General features: G+C 40.2%; 11 protein-coding genes and 1 pseudogene. 8 read left to right on the top strand and 4 right to left on the bottom strand.

Features of this window, described 5'->3' with window-relative positions:
* The 4 genes from AT683_RS06760 to queF all read left to right on the top strand — a co-directional run bounded on the left by AT683_RS06760 (position 1) and on the right by queF (position 3,319).
* Entirely contained in the window at positions 1 to 1,200 is a 1,200-nt protein-coding gene (locus AT683_RS06760; protein WP_050845982.1) for a cysteine desulfurase, read from the top strand.
* Positions 1,197 to 1,577, top strand: a complete 381-nt coding sequence (locus tag AT683_RS06755; protein WP_050845983.1) for a SufE family protein — start codon at positions 1,197 to 1,199, stop codon at positions 1,575 to 1,577. The genes AT683_RS06760 and AT683_RS06755 overlap by 4 nt, the downstream gene beginning before the upstream one ends.
* On the top strand, positions 1,568 to 2,353 hold the full coding sequence (locus AT683_RS06750; protein ID WP_038441106.1) for a Zn-ribbon-containing protein: 786 nt from the start codon (positions 1,568 to 1,570) through the stop codon (positions 2,351 to 2,353). The genes AT683_RS06755 and AT683_RS06750 overlap by 10 nt, the downstream gene beginning before the upstream one ends.
* A gap of 126 nt (positions 2,354 to 2,479) precedes the next feature.
* Positions 2,480 to 3,319: an NADPH-dependent 7-cyano-7-deazaguanine reductase QueF gene (gene queF, locus AT683_RS06745; protein WP_011272656.1), complete on the top strand. Its 840-nt coding sequence runs from the start codon at positions 2,480 to 2,482 to the stop codon at positions 3,317 to 3,319.
* 32 nt (positions 3,320 to 3,351) lie between these two features.
* Here the strand turns inward: queF and tyrA are convergent, their stop codons facing one another.
* From tyrA to rbfA, 3 genes are all read right to left on the bottom strand, one after another.
* Positions 3,352 to 4,476: a bifunctional chorismate mutase/prephenate dehydrogenase gene (tyrA, locus tag AT683_RS06740; protein WP_011272657.1), complete on the bottom strand. Its 1,125-nt coding sequence runs from the start codon at positions 4,474 to 4,476 to the stop codon at positions 3,352 to 3,354.
* Between the two features lie 89 nt (positions 4,477 to 4,565).
* Positions 4,566 to 5,486, bottom strand: a complete 921-nt coding sequence (truB, locus tag AT683_RS06735; protein WP_058222217.1) for a tRNA pseudouridine(55) synthase TruB — start codon at positions 5,484 to 5,486, stop codon at positions 4,566 to 4,568.
* Positions 5,486 to 5,872 carry a 30S ribosome-binding factor RbfA gene (gene rbfA / locus AT683_RS06730; RefSeq protein ID WP_005628626.1) on the bottom strand — a complete coding sequence of 129 codons (387 nt, stop codon included), beginning with the start codon at positions 5,870 to 5,872 and terminating at the stop codon, positions 5,486 to 5,488. Before rbfA ends, truB begins: the two co-directional genes overlap by 1 nt.
* Positions 5,873 to 5,987: 115 nt before the next feature.
* On the opposite strand from rbfA, the pseudogene AT683_RS06725 reads away from it, so the two are divergent.
* The 4 genes and pseudogenes from AT683_RS06725 to AT683_RS06710 all read left to right on the top strand — a co-directional run bounded on the left by AT683_RS06725 (position 5,988) and on the right by AT683_RS06710 (position 13,173).
* A pseudogene (locus AT683_RS06725) lies at positions 5,988 to 7,707 on the top strand (class I SAM-dependent DNA methyltransferase).
* Positions 7,700 to 8,965 carry a restriction endonuclease subunit S gene (locus AT683_RS06720; RefSeq protein ID WP_011272660.1) on the top strand — a complete coding sequence of 422 codons (1,266 nt, stop codon included), beginning with the start codon at positions 7,700 to 7,702 and terminating at the stop codon, positions 8,963 to 8,965. The pseudogene AT683_RS06725 and the gene AT683_RS06720 overlap by 8 nt, the downstream one beginning before the upstream one ends.
* Positions 8,958 to 10,004, top strand: a complete 1,047-nt coding sequence (locus AT683_RS06715; RefSeq protein ID WP_058222216.1) for an SIR2 family protein — start codon at positions 8,958 to 8,960, stop codon at positions 10,002 to 10,004. Before AT683_RS06720 ends, AT683_RS06715 begins: the two co-directional genes overlap by 8 nt.
* Position 10,005: 1 nt before the next feature.
* Positions 10,006 to 13,173: a type I restriction endonuclease subunit R gene (locus tag AT683_RS06710; RefSeq protein ID WP_011272662.1), complete on the top strand. Its 3,168-nt coding sequence runs from the start codon at positions 10,006 to 10,008 to the stop codon at positions 13,171 to 13,173.
* A gap of 78 nt (positions 13,174 to 13,251) precedes the next feature.
* Here the strand turns inward: AT683_RS06710 and infB are convergent, their stop codons facing one another.
* Complete coding sequence (infB, locus tag AT683_RS06705; protein ID WP_011272663.1) at positions 13,252 to 15,786, bottom strand: translation initiation factor IF-2; 2,535 nt, start codon at positions 15,784 to 15,786, stop codon at positions 13,252 to 13,254.
* Between the last annotated feature and the right edge of the window lie 11 nt (positions 15,787 to 15,797).

Genomic DNA, 15,797 nt, shown 5'->3' with positions numbered 1-15,797 from the left:
ATGGCTTTTGATTATCAAACGTTCCGTCAAGAATTTCCCTATTTCCAACGTGAAGATGCGGTTGTTTATTTAGATAACGCCGCCACTGCGTTGAAACCTCAAGAGTTAATTGATCGCACCGCTGAATTTTATGCTTCGGCAGGTTCGGTGCATCGCAGCCAATATGATGCAGCCCAAACTACGCAATATGAACAGGCTCGCACACAGGTTAAAGAATGGGTTAATGCGGAAGATAAACGCACTGTTATTTGGACTTCGGGTACAACTCACGCGATTAACTTAGTGGCAAATGGATTGATGCCGCAATTAAACGCCGAAGATGAAATTCTGATTAGCCAAGCAGATCATCATGCTAATTTTGTCACTTGGCATGAAACGGCGAAAAAGTGCGGTGCAAAAATTCGAGTTTTACCGATTTTAGATAATTGGCTAATTGATGAAAATGCACTGATTTTAGCCCTTTCTGAAAAAACAAAACTCGTTGCACTGAATTTTGTTTCAAATGTCACTGGCACAGAACAGCCGATTAAACGACTAATTCAACTTATTAGAAAACATAGTCATGCGTTGGTTTTAGTAGATGCTGCACAAGCGATTAGTCATATTAAAATTGATTTACAAGATTTAGATGCAGACTTTCTCGCATTTTCTGCCCATAAAATTTATGGCCCAAATGGACTTGGCGTTTTAACAGGAAAATTAACCGCACTTTCTCAACTTCAACCGCTCTTTTTTGGTGGAAAAATGGTTGATCGTGTGTCAAATAATCGTATTACTTTTGCCGAATTGCCTTATCGTTTAGAAGCTGGCACACCCAATATTGCTGGGGTTATTGGATTTAATGCCATACTAAATTGGCTACAAAAATGGGATTTTACCGCAGCAGAACAGCACGCTATATCCTTGGCTGAATCCGTCAAAGTGCGGTTAAAATCTTACGAGAATTGCCGATTATTCGATTCCCCTCAACCTAGCACCGTTGTTTGCTTTGTATTTGATGGCATTGACTGTTCCGATCTTTCTACACTTTTGAGCGAACAAAATATTGCGCTTCGTGTGGGCGAACATTGTGCCCAGCCTTATTTAGCACGCTTAGGCGAACGCACCACATTGCGTCTTTCTTTTGCCCCTTATAATACGCAAAAAGATGTAGAGACATTTTTTACCGCCTTAGATAAAGCATTGGATTTATTACAATGATAGAACAATTAAAACAAGCTAAAAATTGGGAAGATCGCTATCGCCTGATTATTCAAGCAGGCAAAAATTTACCTCGCCCAAGCGATGATGAACTTGCTCAAATGCAGCCTATTACTGGCTGCGAAGCACAAATGTGGTTTCAAATTATGCCTAAAAATGACCGCACTTTTCAATTCAGCGGATTTAGCGAAGCCAGAATTATGAATGGCTTACTTTGGATTTTATTCAATAAAATCAATGGCAAAACAGCGGATGAATTGAATACATTTGATATTACTGTATTTTTTAGCGAACTCGGCATTTCACAACATTTAAGTGAAACGCGTTTAAACGGCTTAAACCAAATCGGACAGCAATTAAAAAATTTATGTATTTAATCGAAACCTATTTTCGCCTGACTGCACTCGAAAATAATATTGAATCACAAAGTCGTTTACTCAATGCAGTGATCGATCAATGGCGGTATAACGGGCAAATTATCGGACGTGAAATTCCTTTATATTTAGCGGAAGAAGATGGTGCACAAGGCTTTGCTATGCGTGTCATTTGCCCAGAGCAAGATAGTCTTTTCCCGCAAAATAATAACGCAGAAGTGAATCGCACATTACAAGAAGCCGAAAAGTGCGGTGTAATTTTTGATGGTTTTCAACTTGTGGGCGATGATTTCAATTCAGATCAAACGGCTGAAAATACATCGCCAACTTGGCAAGTGCTTTACACAACCCATTTACAAAGTTGCTCGCCGATTCATAGTGGAGAAAATTTCGCGCCCATCCCTTTGTATAAACAGTTGAAAAATCAACCGCACTTAAGCCAAGATCTGATTAAATGGCAAGAAAATTGGCAAGCCTGCGATCAACTACAAATGAATGGTGCGGTATTAGAACAACAATCTTTGGCAGAAATTTCCGATCATCAAAGTACGCTTTCAAAACACGGACGATATTTAGCTCAAGAAATAGAAAAAGAAACTGGCATACCGACTTACTATTATTTATATCGTGTAGGTGGGCAATCTTTAGAATCTGAAAAATCCCGTTGCTGCCCTTCTTGTGGTGCAAATTGGGCGTTAAAAAATGCGATTTTTGATACCTTTCATTTTAAATGCGATACCTGTCGATTAGTTTCGAATCTATCGTGGAATTTTTTGTAATTTAAGTCCATGCCTCAACTCTCTGTTGGAATGATAAAGTCTTAACCCCCTTCCGACGCTTCGCGCCACCTTCCCCCGCAAGCAAGGGAAGGCAAAATTATTTTTTAACATATAAGGGAAAAATAAATGAATTACCAAGACAACAGCTTAAAATCCTTAAAACTCGGTCAAAAAACGGAATACGCCTCTCAATATGACCGCACTTTATTACAGCCTGTGCCACGCGCCTTAAATCGTGATGGATTGGGCATTACTCAAAACCAACCATTTACTATCGGTGCAGATATTTGGACGGCTTATGAAATCTCGTGGCTCAACGAAAAAGGCTTACCGCAAGTGGCTATCGCAGATATTTATCTGGATTATCAAAGCCAAAATTTGATTGAATCAAAAAGTTTTAAACTTTATTTAAATAGCTTTAACCAAAGCAAATTTACCGACTTCAACGCCGTTCAACAAACTATGCAACGCGATTTAATCGAATGTGCGCAAGGCGATGTAAAAGTGCGGTTAAATCCAGTGGCAGTTTATGATGCTCAAAAAATTGAGCATTTACAAGGCGATTGCATTGATGAACAAGATATTGAAATTACTAGCTACGAATTTAACGCTAATTGGCTGAAAGATTGCGTATCGGATGAAATTGTCGAAGAAAAATTAGTCAGCCATTTATTGAAATCTAACTGCCTCATTACCAATCAGCCAGACTGGGGCACCTTGCATATTCACTATGTTGGTAAAAAAATCAATCACGAAAAATTATTGCGTTACGTTATATCGTTCCGTCAGCATAATGAATTCCACGAACAATGTGTCGAACGTATTTTTTGCGATTTAATGCACTACGCAAAACCAGAAAAACTCACCGTTTACGCACGCTATACTCGTCGTGGCGGATTAGACATTAATCCATTCCGCTCTAATTTTGAGAATTTACCTGAAAATTTAAGATTGGCGAGACAGTAAAAAACTGCGGTGAAATTTCACCGCACTTTTCTCTACCCTTGTTTCAAATCATTTGCCTGCTGTAATAGCTGACGGCTTTCTTTTAAGAATTGTTCAGAATAATCGCCAAACCAGTCACGCACCTTGTGGAAAGCATCAATAAAACCTTGACGATCATTCTTTTCAAAGAAAGTTAAGGCTTCGTCGTAAGTTTGTTTTAGCGTTTCAATTACCGCTAAATTTTCTGGCTTATCCATAATAATATCTGCGTAAAGCTCTGCATCTTGCGCAAATAAGCGACCGATCATCGCAAGTTCTAAGCGATAAATAGGAGAAGAAAGCGCCAATAAATTAGCGAGATTAATGGGCTGTTTGGAAAGGTGTAAACCATTCGCAAAAGTCGAAAAATGGCGCAAGGCTTGTATATAAGTCATATTGTGATCGTGTTCTGTGGCATTGGTTTGATAAATTTTTGCGCCCCAAATTTGAATTTGCTCAAGTAACCATTCATAACGTTCAGGAAAACGTCCATCACAACGTACAACCACTTGTTTTGCCATACTTGCAATGTCTGCACCAAACATTGGATGTAAACCTAAAACTGCACCAGAATGAACTTCAAGCATTTTCGCTAGCGGTTCACGCTTAACAGAAGTTAAATCTGCAAGCAACATATTTTCTGTTAAATAAGGTTTTAGTCGCTCAATCGTTTCCAAAGTAATATTGATGGGGACGGAAACGATCACGACATCAGCATTCGCTAAAATACTTTCAGCCACCGCCCAATCTTCGCGATCTAAAATAGAAATTGGATAGCCAGATGCACGTAAATAACGGGCAAATAAGCCACCTAATTTACCATAACCGCCCACGATAACAATTTTGTGAATATCAGAATTGATAGTTTTAAAACCAAATTGGTTTTCATTGGCATAGGATTCACGCATAAAACGGCGTAGAACATCTTCAATTAAATCGGCTGAAATGCCTGCTTTTTCAGCCTCTAAACGACGTGCTTGGAGCATTGCTATTTCACGCTCTGGCGCATAAATAGGTAATCCATGTTGATGTTTCACTTTACCGACTTGAGAAACCAACTCAAGACGTTTAGCAAAAAGTTGGATAAGTTCGCGATCAAGCGAATCAATTTCAGAACGTAAATCTTTAAGGACTTCCATAAAACCCACCTGCAAAATTTAGTTTACATATATTGTAAAAAATTAATTACAGATGAGATTACTAGAATTTTATAAGAAAGGCAATGAAGTTATGCAGATTGTGTAATTAACCGTTGTGGGCGAATAATATTCCCGTCGATTAATGCCACGCCTAAGAATAAATTCTCCGCTGAAAATAACCGCACTTGGCCACCTAATTGCTGTTCATTAGCAAATTTCACTCGCTGACCAAAACCAATGGCTTTACTCTGCTCTACATCCAAATGCAAAGCGGGCAATTTACTTACTGCGGTATCGGTTGGCAGTAATAGACGATCTAATTCACTTAATGGAAAACTTTCAGCGAGCAGTTGTAACTCATTGATTGGTATCATTTCTGCTACGGGGTAATCCGCTACGGCTGTACGGCGTAACATTGTCACATGTGCGCCACAACCTAGCACTTCACCCAAATCATCGACTAAGGTGCGAATATAAGTGCCTTTTGAACAATGTACTTCTAAGGTTAAAAAAGGTGCGTGATATTCAATAAAATTAAGTTCAAAAATCGTAATTGGACGTGCCTCACGCTCAACCGTAATACCTTGACGCGCATATTCATAAAGCGGTTTACCGTTATGTTTTAGTGCGGAAAACATGGTCGGCACTTGCAAAATATCGCCACGAAATTGTTCAAGTGCGGTCAAAATTTGCTGAGTTTCAACATGAACTTCACGAGTTTCCACGACTTGCCCTTCCGCATCGGAAGTATCGGTACGTTCGCCTAATTTTGCCGTAACAAGATAACGCTTATCGGCATCAAGCAAAAATTGTGAAAACTTAGTTGCTTCACCCAAGCAAATTGGCAACATTCCCGTAGCCAACGGATCGAGCGCACCTGTATGCCCTGCTTTATTCGCTTGAAATAAACGCTTCACCTTTTGCATAATGTCATTTGATGACATGCCTTGTGGTTTATCCAACAAAAACACACCATCAACATCACGCCAGCGTTTACGAGGTCTAGACATTAGTTGCTTTCCTCAACGTGTTTTTTCTCATCTTCACGCACAACATTTGTCACAAGATTTGACATACGCATCCCTTCCACTAAGGATTGATCATAAATAAAGCGAATCTCTGGCACGATACGTAAACGCATCGCTTTGCCTAGTAATGAACGAATATAAGGCGATGCTTTTTCTAAGCCTTTCATGCCTTGCTCAATTGCCGTTTCATCGTGATCGAATAAAAAAGTCACAAAGATTTTTGCGTAAGATAAATCGCTCGACACTTCCACATCAGAAACCGTCACCATCCCAATACGGGGATCTTTCACTTCGCGTTGTAAAATGACTGCTATTTCTTTTTGTATTTCTTGAGCGACGCGATCGCTACGTTTAAATTCTCTTGCCATAGTTATTCCTTATTTATAAAAGCACCTCATTCTACTGGAAATCATTGAATTTAGCACGCAAAAATCCCTTTCAACCCGATACTGTTTTTCGATAGAATGACACCTGATAATTTGTTTGAATATTCAAACTTCCGATAAAAATCACTTTACAGAGGGCATAATTTATGCAAGCGAGACGAGACACCAAGATTGTCGATGAAAATCACACATTACAACAAGCATTTTTAAACGATTTAGACGAAAAACTTTGGTCATCTGCGGATAAACTCCGCCAACAACTTGATGCCGCCAACTATAAACATATCGTTCTTGGTCTCATCTTCTTAAAATACATTTCTGATAATTTCACTCATCAACAGGAAAAAATTCAGGCAGAACTTTCTGATGCTGAAAATCCCCTCTATCTTGACCGCACTTTTTTTGATACTGAAGAAGAATATCAAGAAGCTTTAACCGCAGAACTAGAAAACCGTGATTATTACACCGCGGATAACGTATTTTGGGTGCCCGCTTCTGCACGTTGGCAAGCCTTACAAGAAGTCTCTATTCTCAACACTGGTGCAGAATTACCTTGGGGTGGTAAATTCTCAGGCGTGGCAAAACTGATTGATGATGCCTTTGATGCCATTGAAAAAGACAACGAAAAACTCAAAGGCGTCCTCCAACGCATCAGCGGCTATGCCGTAAACGAAGACACCCTGCGCGGGCTGATTATCCTCTTCTCCGATACTAACTTTACCCGCCCGACTTACAACGGCGAGCCCGTACATTTAGGTGCAAAAGACATACTCGGCCATGTTTACGAATACTTCCTCGGTCGCTTTGCCCAAGCCGAAGGCAAACGCGGCGGGCAATATTTCACGCCGAAATCCATCGTTTCCCTGATTGTCGAAATGCTCGAGCCATACTCCGGCCGCGTGTATGACCCAGCTATGGGCAGTGGCGGCTTTTTCGTGCAAACCGAACGCTTTATTACCGCCCATCAAGGCAACATCAACAACGTGTCCATCTACGGGCAAGAATTCAACCCCACCACATGGAAGCTCGCCGCCATGAATATGGCGATTCGCGGCATTGATTACGACTTCGGCAAACACAACGCCGACAGTTTCACCCAGCCGCAACACATCGACAAAAAGATGGATTTCATTATGGCAAACCCGCCATTCAATATCAGCGATTGGTGGAGCGAATCCCTTGCCGATGATCCACGTTGGGCATACGGCACACCACCCAAAGGCAACGCCAACTTCGCTTGGCTGCAACACATGATTTACCACCTCTCACCCAACGGCAAAATGGCATTATTGCTTGCCAACGGCTCCATGAGCAGCCAAACCAACAACGAAGGCGAAATCCGCAAAGCCATCATCAATGCCGACTTGGTGGAATGTATGGTTGCCCTGCCCGGTCAGCTCTTCACCAACACCCAAATCCCTGCCTGTATTTGGTTTTTAAACCGCAACAAAAAACGCAAAGGCGAAGTGTTGTTTATCGATGCCCGCCAAATCGGCTATATGAAAGACCGCGTATTGCGTGATTTCACCGCTGACGACATCGCCAAAATTGCCGACACCCTCCACACTTGGCAAAAATCAGACGGCTATGAAGACCAAGCCGCTTTCTGTAAATCCGCTACGTTAGAAGAGATTAAAGACAACGACTTCGTCCTCACACCAGGGCGCTATGTCGGCACCGCAGAACAAGAAGATGACGGCGTGCCATTTGCAGAAAAAATGCAAAATCTGACCGCTCTTTTGAAGGAGCAATTTGCGAAAAGTGCGGAATTGGAAGCAGAAATTAAGAAGAATTTAGGGGGATTGGGGTATGAGTAAAATTCCATTAAATGAATTTATAACTTTACAGCGTGGATTTGATTTACCAAGTAACAAAAGAATTTCAGGAAGTGTTCCCGTTGTTGCTTCAACAGGGATTGCTGGTTATCACAATGAAATTAAAGTTAAAGCACCTGGAGTTGTAATTGGAAGAAGCGGAAGTATTGGTGGTGGACAATATATTGAAAAAGATTTTTTCCCTTTAAATACAACATTATATGTAAAAGATTTCAAAGGACATTATCCCAGATTTATTTATTACTTATTAAAAAGTATTGATTTCACAAGTTTTAATGTAGGAACAGGTGTTCCTACATTAAATCGAAACCATTTATCAAGCATTTTAATTTCAGATTTGGGAATTGAGAAAGAAAAAGAAATTGCCAACATCTTAGGAAGTCTTGACCAAAAAATCCAACTCAACACCCAAATCAACCAAACCTTGGAACAAATCGCCCAAGCCCTGTTTAAAAGCTGGTTTGTCGATTTCGACCCAGTGCGTGCCAAAGTTCAAGCCCTTTCAGACGGCCTGAGCCTTGAACAAGCAGAACTTGCCGCCATCCAGGCAATCAGCGGAAAAACACCCGAAGAACTGACCGCACTTTCACAAACACAGCCTGAACGCTACGCCGAACTAGCCGAAACCGCCAAAGCGTTTCCGTGTGAGATGGTGGAGGTTGATGGGGTTGAAGTGCCGAAGGGGTGGGAGGTTAAAGCCTTAGATGAAATTGCAAATTATCAGAATGGTTTAGCATTGCAAAAATTCCGCCCTGAAGATGACGAACCATTTTTACCTGTTGTAAAAATTGCCCAATTGAGACAAGGTTATGCAGATGGCGATGAAAAAGCAAAAGCAAATATTAAGCCTGAATGCATTATTGATAATGGTGATGTCATTTTTTCTTGGTCTGGTAGTTTATTAGTAGATATTTGGTGTGGAGGTAAAGCTGCTTTAAACCAACATTTATTCAAAGTCTCATCCAAAGAATATCCTAAATGGTTCTATTATTTTTATACCAAACATCATTTAACCGAATTTCAGCGTATTGCTTATGACAAAGCAGTGACAATGGGGCATATTAAACGTGAGCATTTATCTGCTGCAAAATGCATAGTGCCAAATGACGAATTATTAGCAAATAAAACATTAGAAAATATTTTAGAAAAAATTATTTTTAACAGGCTGGAAAATTTCAATCTTCAAAACACAAGAGATTTATTATTACCTAGATTGTTAAATGGTGAACTCAATGGATAGAACTACCGATTATTTAGAACGACTTTTCATTGAGGAACTAAACTCTGAAGGCGAAATTATTATCAGCGGAAACAGTTTTTTCCGACATGAAATTTTATATACTCTTGATCCTGAAGCATATAAAGACGTTTTTGAATTTTGGAAAACAGAAAGAAAACAAAGAAACTTAAATGAAGCCAATAGAATATTGGATATTACTTCAGATAATCGAAATCGATTTATTCGATTAAAAGAACTCTTCAAAGAGAAAAAGATTATCCCCTTTATTGGAGCTGGGATGTCCATGTCTACAGGTTTAACTTCTTGGAGCGAATTTCTTCGTAGTGTTCAACAAGAAACTAGAACTGATCGTTTCTATTTTGAAGATCTCTTATCGCAAGGTGAATTTGAAGAAGCTGCTCAGTATCTAGATGACTGTAGTCCTTCACACTTACAAGAGCAGTTAGATAATATATTTGGTAGAAAATATCTATTTAATGAAATAAATGGTGTAATTTGCCTTTTACCAAAATTTTTTAATAATACTCCTATTATTACAACAAATTATGACAATATACTTAGTACTGTTTATCAAAAATGCGATTACCCATTTTCTGATGAACTAAATGGATTATACCTAGAAGACCTTTATAATAAACTTCTTGATAAACAAAATTTCTTATTAAAGATACATGGTACTTTTGATAAACCACAAAATCGAATACTAACAAAAAATGACTACGATAAACACTACAATGACCAAACTAGTAAATTGAAAAATTGTGTAGAAAGCTTATTTTCAAGTTCTCTATTATTTATCGGTTGTAGTTTAACTATTGATCGCTTAATTAAGGCGCTAGCCGAGATTGTTCAAGAAAAAGGCAGTGAAAATCTACCTAGACATTATGCTTTTTTATTTTCAGATCCTAAAAAGGACGTGAACAGAATTAACAAAAAAGAAGAATTAGCAAAATCCAATATTTTTCCAATTTGGTATGATGGCGATCATGATGAAAGCATTGAAGCCTTGCTGGAATTATTAAATGATGGAGAACAATAAAATGCTCAACGAAAACGACATCGAACAACTCACCCTTCAACGCCTGCAATCCCTCGGTTGGGAATATCGCTATGGTAAAGATTTGCCTGTTCATGAGGGCGAATTTTCCCGTGGCAATTTGAGCGGTGTAGTTTTTATTGAGCAACTGCGTGAGGCGGTGCGTAAACTTAATCCGCAGCTGCCTGAAAGTGCGGTTGATTCTGTGGTGAAATCCGCGACAAAAAGCGATATTGGCGACTTGGTTGTGCGTAATCAGACGTTTTATAAATTGTTGCGTGATGGTGTACGGGTAGAATATCAAGATGATGGTGAGCAGAAAATCGAGATGGCGCGTTTGGTGGATTTTGAGCATGGGGAAAACAACCGCTTTGTCGCCGTCAATCAGCTGGAAATCCGCAGCCGTAAAGGAGGTAAACGGATTCCCGATATTATCGGCTTTGTAAATGGGCTGCCTTTGGTGGTATTTGAGCTCAAAAATCCGCTGCGTGAATCGGCGGATTTATTGCAGGCGTTTAATCAGTTTGAAACCTATAAAGATGAAATTGCCGAGCTGTTTGTTTACAACCAAGCCCTGATTATTTCAGACGGCATTGCCGCCCGTTTGGGTTCGCTTTCGGCAGATTTTCAACGCTTTACGCCGTGGAAAGTGGTCGATGAAAAAAATAAAAGCGTGCGGTTATATTTTGACGATGAGTTGCAAAGCCTGCTCAATGGCTTAATGCAGCCTGAGGATTTATTGGACTATATCCGCTATTTCGTCTTGTTTGAACGGGATTCCGTTGGCAAAACCATTAAAAAAATCGCGGCATACCATCAATATTACGGCGTAAATGAAGCAGTAGAATCCACGATTTTTGCCACAAGCGAGCAAGGCGATAAACGCATCGGTGTGATGTGGCACACGCAGGGTTCGGGTAAGTCGATTTCGATGCTGTTTTATGCAGGCAAACTGCTTGCACAGCCTGAATTGAAAAATCCTACCATTGTAGTGGTTACCGACCGCAACGATTTAGATGGTCAGCTTTTCCAAACTTTTTCTTCAGGCAAAGATTTAATCAAACAAACACCGCAGCAAGTAGAAGACCGTGATCAACTGCGCCAACTGCTCGCACAAAATGAAGTCGGCGGCGTGTTTTTTACTACGATTCAGAAATTCGCCCTAAATGAGGAAGAAAGCCGCTTCCCTATTTTAAATGAGCGCAACAATATTATTGTGATCAGCGATGAGGCTCACCGCAGCCAATATGGCTTTACGCAAAAGCTGCATAACGGCAAGTTTCAGACAGGTTATGCTCGCCATTTGCGTGATGCTTTACCTAATGCCTCGTTTATTGGTTTTACAGGTACGCCAATTAGCCTTGAAGATAAGGACACGCAAGATGTGTTCGGTCGTTATGTGTCCATTTATGACTTGCAAGATGCGGTGGAAGATGGCGCAACCGTGCCGATTGTGTATGAAGCACGCCAAATCAAGCTAGCGGAGAATGCTAATCACGATGAATTATTTGCAGAAATTGATGAACTGCTGGAAGGCGAAGAAAACCCGAAATTACGCTTGCGAGAAAAATTGCTCGGCTCAGAAGCTCGATTGCATGATTTAGCGATCGATTTTGTGCAACATTTTGCAAAACGCAATGAAGTGGTGGACAGCAAAGCGATGATGGTGGTTTCCAGCCGTCAGATTTGCGTGGATTTGTATAATCAGATCATCGCTCTGCACCCTGAATGGCATTCGGACAATATTAACGAAGGGGCGATTAAAATTGTGATGACAGGTTCTGCTTCCGATGCGTCTGAAATGCAGAAACACGTTTACAGTAAACAGGAAAAGCAAACGTTAGAACGTCGTTTTAAAGACCCGAACGATCCGCTGAAAGTGGTGATTGTGCGTGATATGTGGCTGACAGGCTTTGATGCACCGTGCTGTAACACTATGTATCTTGATAAGCCAATGAAAGGGCATAACCTAATGCAAGCCATCGCACGAGTAAACCGTGTATTCCGCAATAAAAGCCGAGAAAATGGCGGCTTGATTGTGGATTATGTAGGCATTGCTGACGAGCTCGAAAAAGCCACTCGGCAATATACAAACTCACAAGGCAAGGGCAAACTGGCTGATAGCGTGATTGATGTATTCTTTAAAATGAAAGAGCATTTAGAAGTTATCCGCAGCCTGTTTGCAACGCCAGTTGAGGGGAAAACCTTTGATGTTCAGGCTGCCTTAGAAAAAGATAATCCGAATGATCTTTTGATGGCGATTCGTTTTGCCGCCAACCATATTTTAAGCCTTGATCAATTATCGTTTGATGGCAAAGCGCACGAGCAGCATTGGTTTAATAAAAAAGAAACCGAGCCACGCAAAAAAGCCTTTTTGAAAACGGCAGGCTTGGTAAAAAAAGGCTATATGCTGTGCGGCACATTGGCTGAAGTTGAGCCGTATAACCAAGAAATCGCCTTTTATGATGCCGTACGGGCAATTTTAACTAAACGTGAACAAAAAGGCACAGGCACAAATGAAAGACAGATTTTATTGAAAAAATTGGTCAATCAAACTGTGTATTCTGAAGGCGTGATTGATTTATTCGATCTGCTAGAAAAACCACAACCACAAATCAGTTTGCTTTCCGAGGAATTTTTACAAACTGTAAAAAATAGCCCAACTAAAAATTTATGGGTTAGCGCGATGGAGCGTTATTTGGCAAGTGAAATTAAAGTTAAATCAGGCACAAACTTAACCTTGCAAAAAGATTTTGAACGGCGTTTGAAGGAAGCATTGAATCAATACCACAATCACAATTTGACTGTGGTAGAGATTTTGGACGAACTCTTTAAAATGAGCCAAGATTTCCAAGAACGTTTAGCATTAGGGAAAAAACTAGGATTAACCAAGGAAGAACTAGCCTTCTATGAAGCTCTATCTCAAAATCAAAGTGCAAAAGATTTGATGGGTGATGAAGTGCTTTCTAAACTGGCGAAAGAAATCACGGAAACACTTAGAAAATCGGTCACAATCGACTGGCAGTACAAAGAAGCGGTGCGGGCAAGAATTAGATTACTCGTTCGACGTGCCTTACAAAAATATAAATACCCGCCTGATAAACAGGAAGAAGCGGTAACTTATGTGATTAAACAAGCTGAAGAAATTGCTGAGGATTTAACTGGTTTATAATTTTGATGCGGTTTATTTAATAACAAAAGGGCGATTAAAAACACTATGATTTTTAACCGCCCTTTATTTTGTTAAAGGTTAGATTGAACGCTTAACCTCAACCACTTCAAACACCTCGATTTGGTCGCCAACTTTTACATCGTTGTAGTTTTTCACGCCGATACCACATTCCATACCGTTACGAACTTCAGATACATCATCTTTGAAACGGCGAAGAGATTCTAATTCCCCTTCAAAGATAACGACGTTGTCACGTAATACACGGATTGGGTTGTTACGTTTCACTACACCCTCAGTTACCATACAGCCTGCGATTGCACCAAATTTCGGATGACGGAATACATCACGAACTTCAGCTAAACCAATAATTTCTTGTTTAAATTCAGGCTCTAACATACCGCTCATTGCTGCTTTAATTTCATTCAACAATTCATAGATGATTGAGTAGTAACGTAAATCAATGTTTTCAGCTTCAATGACACGACGAGCTGTTGCATCCGCTCGAACATTAAAGCCAACAATGATGGCATTAGATGCGGTAGCTAAAGTTGCATCAGTTTCAGTAATACCACCTACACCTGAACCAACAACTTTAACTTTTACTTCATTGGTAGAAAGTTCATTTAACGCTTGAACAATCGCCTCTACAGAGCCTTGTACATCCGCTTTCACAATAACGTTCAATTCAGCCACATCGCCTTCAGACATATTGCTAAACATATTTTCAAGTTTAGCTTTTTGCTGACGAGCTAATTTCACTTCACGGAATTTACCTTGACGATATAATGCCACTTCACGTGCTTTTTTCTCATCACGTACAACGGTTGCTTCATCACCCGCTGCAGGCACACCTGAAAGACCTAATAATTCAACTGGAATTGAAGGACCTGCTTCATCCACTTCTTTCCCGTTTTCATCACGCATTGCACGCGCACGGCCATATTCAAAACCACAAAGTACGATGTCACCTTTACGTAGTGTACCTGATTGAACCAAGATAGTTGCCACAGGGCCACGACCTTTATCCAAGTAAGATTCAATGACTACACCACTTGCCATGCCGTCTTTTACAGCAGTCAATTCAAGCACTTCAGATTGAAGTAAGATTGCATCTAATAAATCATCAACCCCAGTACCTTTCTTCGCCGATACTGGAACGAATTGCACATCACCACCGAATTTCTCAGAAATGACATCATGTTGTAATAATTCTTGCTCAACACGATCTGGATTTGCTTCTGGTTTATCAATTTTATTTACTGCAACCACTAAAGGTGCACCCGCTGCTTTTGCGTGTTGAATCGCTTCGATAGTTTGAGGCATCACACCATCATCGGCCGCAACAACAAGAACAACGATATCTGTTGCTTTTGCGCCACGTGCACGCATAGAAGTAAACGCTGCGTGTCCTGGAGTATCCAAGAAGGTGATCATTTTGCCATCATCCATTTCTACGTGATACGCACCGATATGTTGAGTAATACCACCCGCTTCGCCTGCAGCAACTTTCGCTTTACGAATATAGTCAAGTAAAGAAGTTTTACCGTGATCAACGTGTCCCATAATAGTTACAACTGGCGCACGCGTTACTTTTTCCGCGTTTACATCGCGATCACCTAATACCGCTTCTTCAAGCTCATTTTCATTGCGAAGAATTACTTTATGACCAAGTTCTTCCGCTACTAATTGAGCGGTTTCTTGATCGATAACTTGGTTGATGGTGACCATTTCACCCATTTTCATCATCACTTTAATGATTTCTGTCGCTTTCACCGACATTTTGTTCGCAAGTTCTGCAACGGTAATGGTTTCGCCAATCACAACATCTGCTTTTACTACTTGAACTGGTTTAGTAAAGGCTTGTTGAAGTGCGGTGCCTTTTTTTCCATTTTTACCTTTACCAAACTTAGCATCTTTTTGATTTTTACGATTAGATTCGCGCTCGTTTTTCGAGTTTTTGCTATTTTCATCGTCACGACCGCCTTTTTTTGCTTTTGCTACTTTATTTTTACCTCGACCACGATTTTCATTACGACGATCTTCTTCATCTTCTGCTTCAAGTGCATATCTTGAACTTAAATTGTAATCAGAATAGTCTTCTGAAGAAGATTCATTGTCTGAATCATCTGCTTCAGCATAACGTTTAGCTTCTTCTGCTGCACGACGAGCTTGTTCTTCTGCTTTTTGACGAGCCACTTCTTCAGCTTTACGACGAAGTTCAGCTTCTTCTGCTTTACGTTTCTCTTTTTCAGGATCAACAAATTTAGCTTTAGAATCTACCGCACTTTTTGCTGGCTTAGCGGTTTCTGCTTTCGCTTTTTCAGCTTTTGATTTTTCATCAGCTTCTTTCTTAGTTGCCGCTTTTTCAGCTTCTAAACGAGCTTTTTCTTCTGCTGCTTTTTGTTCAGCAATTTTTTTCGCTTCCGCTTCTTGCTGTGCTTTTAATTTTGCTTCTTCTTGTTGAGCAATATCAGTTTTTACTGTGCGTTTTTTACGTACTTCTACTTGTACTTCTTTGCTTTTACCGCCAGTTGTGGTGCTGCTCACTGTTGTTTTTGTTCTGCGTTGAATGCTTAATTTTTTTGGCGCATCAGCCTTAACATCTTCAGTCATTACTGCTCTCC

This window comes from Haemophilus influenzae, from assembly GCF_001457655.1.
Taxonomy (GTDB): Bacteria; Pseudomonadota; Gammaproteobacteria; order Enterobacterales; family Pasteurellaceae; genus Haemophilus; species Haemophilus influenzae.
This window is presented reverse-complemented; position numbering and strand designations above follow the sequence as displayed.

Bases quoted from the DNA above. Each gene is read 5' to 3' on its own strand.
- AT683_RS06710 (WP_011272662.1), top strand. From the start codon at position 10,006: ATGCTCAACGAAAACGACATCGAACAACTCACCCTTCAACGCCTGCAA.
- AT683_RS06755 (WP_050845983.1), top strand. From the start codon at position 1,197: ATGATAGAACAATTAAAACAAGCTAAAAATTGGGAAGATCGCTATCGC.
- infB (WP_011272663.1), bottom strand. From the start codon at position 15,786: ATGACTGAAGATGTTAAGGCTGATGCGCCAAAAAAATTAAGCATTCAA.
- tyrA (WP_011272657.1), bottom strand. From the start codon at position 4,476: ATGGAAGTCCTTAAAGATTTACGTTCTGAAATTGATTCGCTTGATCGC.
- queF (WP_011272656.1), top strand. From the start codon at position 2,480: ATGAATTACCAAGACAACAGCTTAAAATCCTTAAAACTCGGTCAAAAA.
- truB (WP_058222217.1), bottom strand. From the start codon at position 5,486: ATGTCTAGACCTCGTAAACGCTGGCGTGATGTTGATGGTGTGTTTTTG.
- AT683_RS06720 (WP_011272660.1), top strand. From the start codon at position 7,700: ATGAGTAAAATTCCATTAAATGAATTTATAACTTTACAGCGTGGATTT.
- AT683_RS06760 (WP_050845982.1), top strand. From the start codon at position 1: ATGGCTTTTGATTATCAAACGTTCCGTCAAGAATTTCCCTATTTCCAA.
- AT683_RS06750 (WP_038441106.1), top strand. From the start codon at position 1,568: ATGTATTTAATCGAAACCTATTTTCGCCTGACTGCACTCGAAAATAAT.
- AT683_RS06715 (WP_058222216.1), top strand. From the start codon at position 8,958: ATGGATAGAACTACCGATTATTTAGAACGACTTTTCATTGAGGAACTA.
- rbfA (WP_005628626.1), bottom strand. From the start codon at position 5,872: ATGGCAAGAGAATTTAAACGTAGCGATCGCGTCGCTCAAGAAATACAA.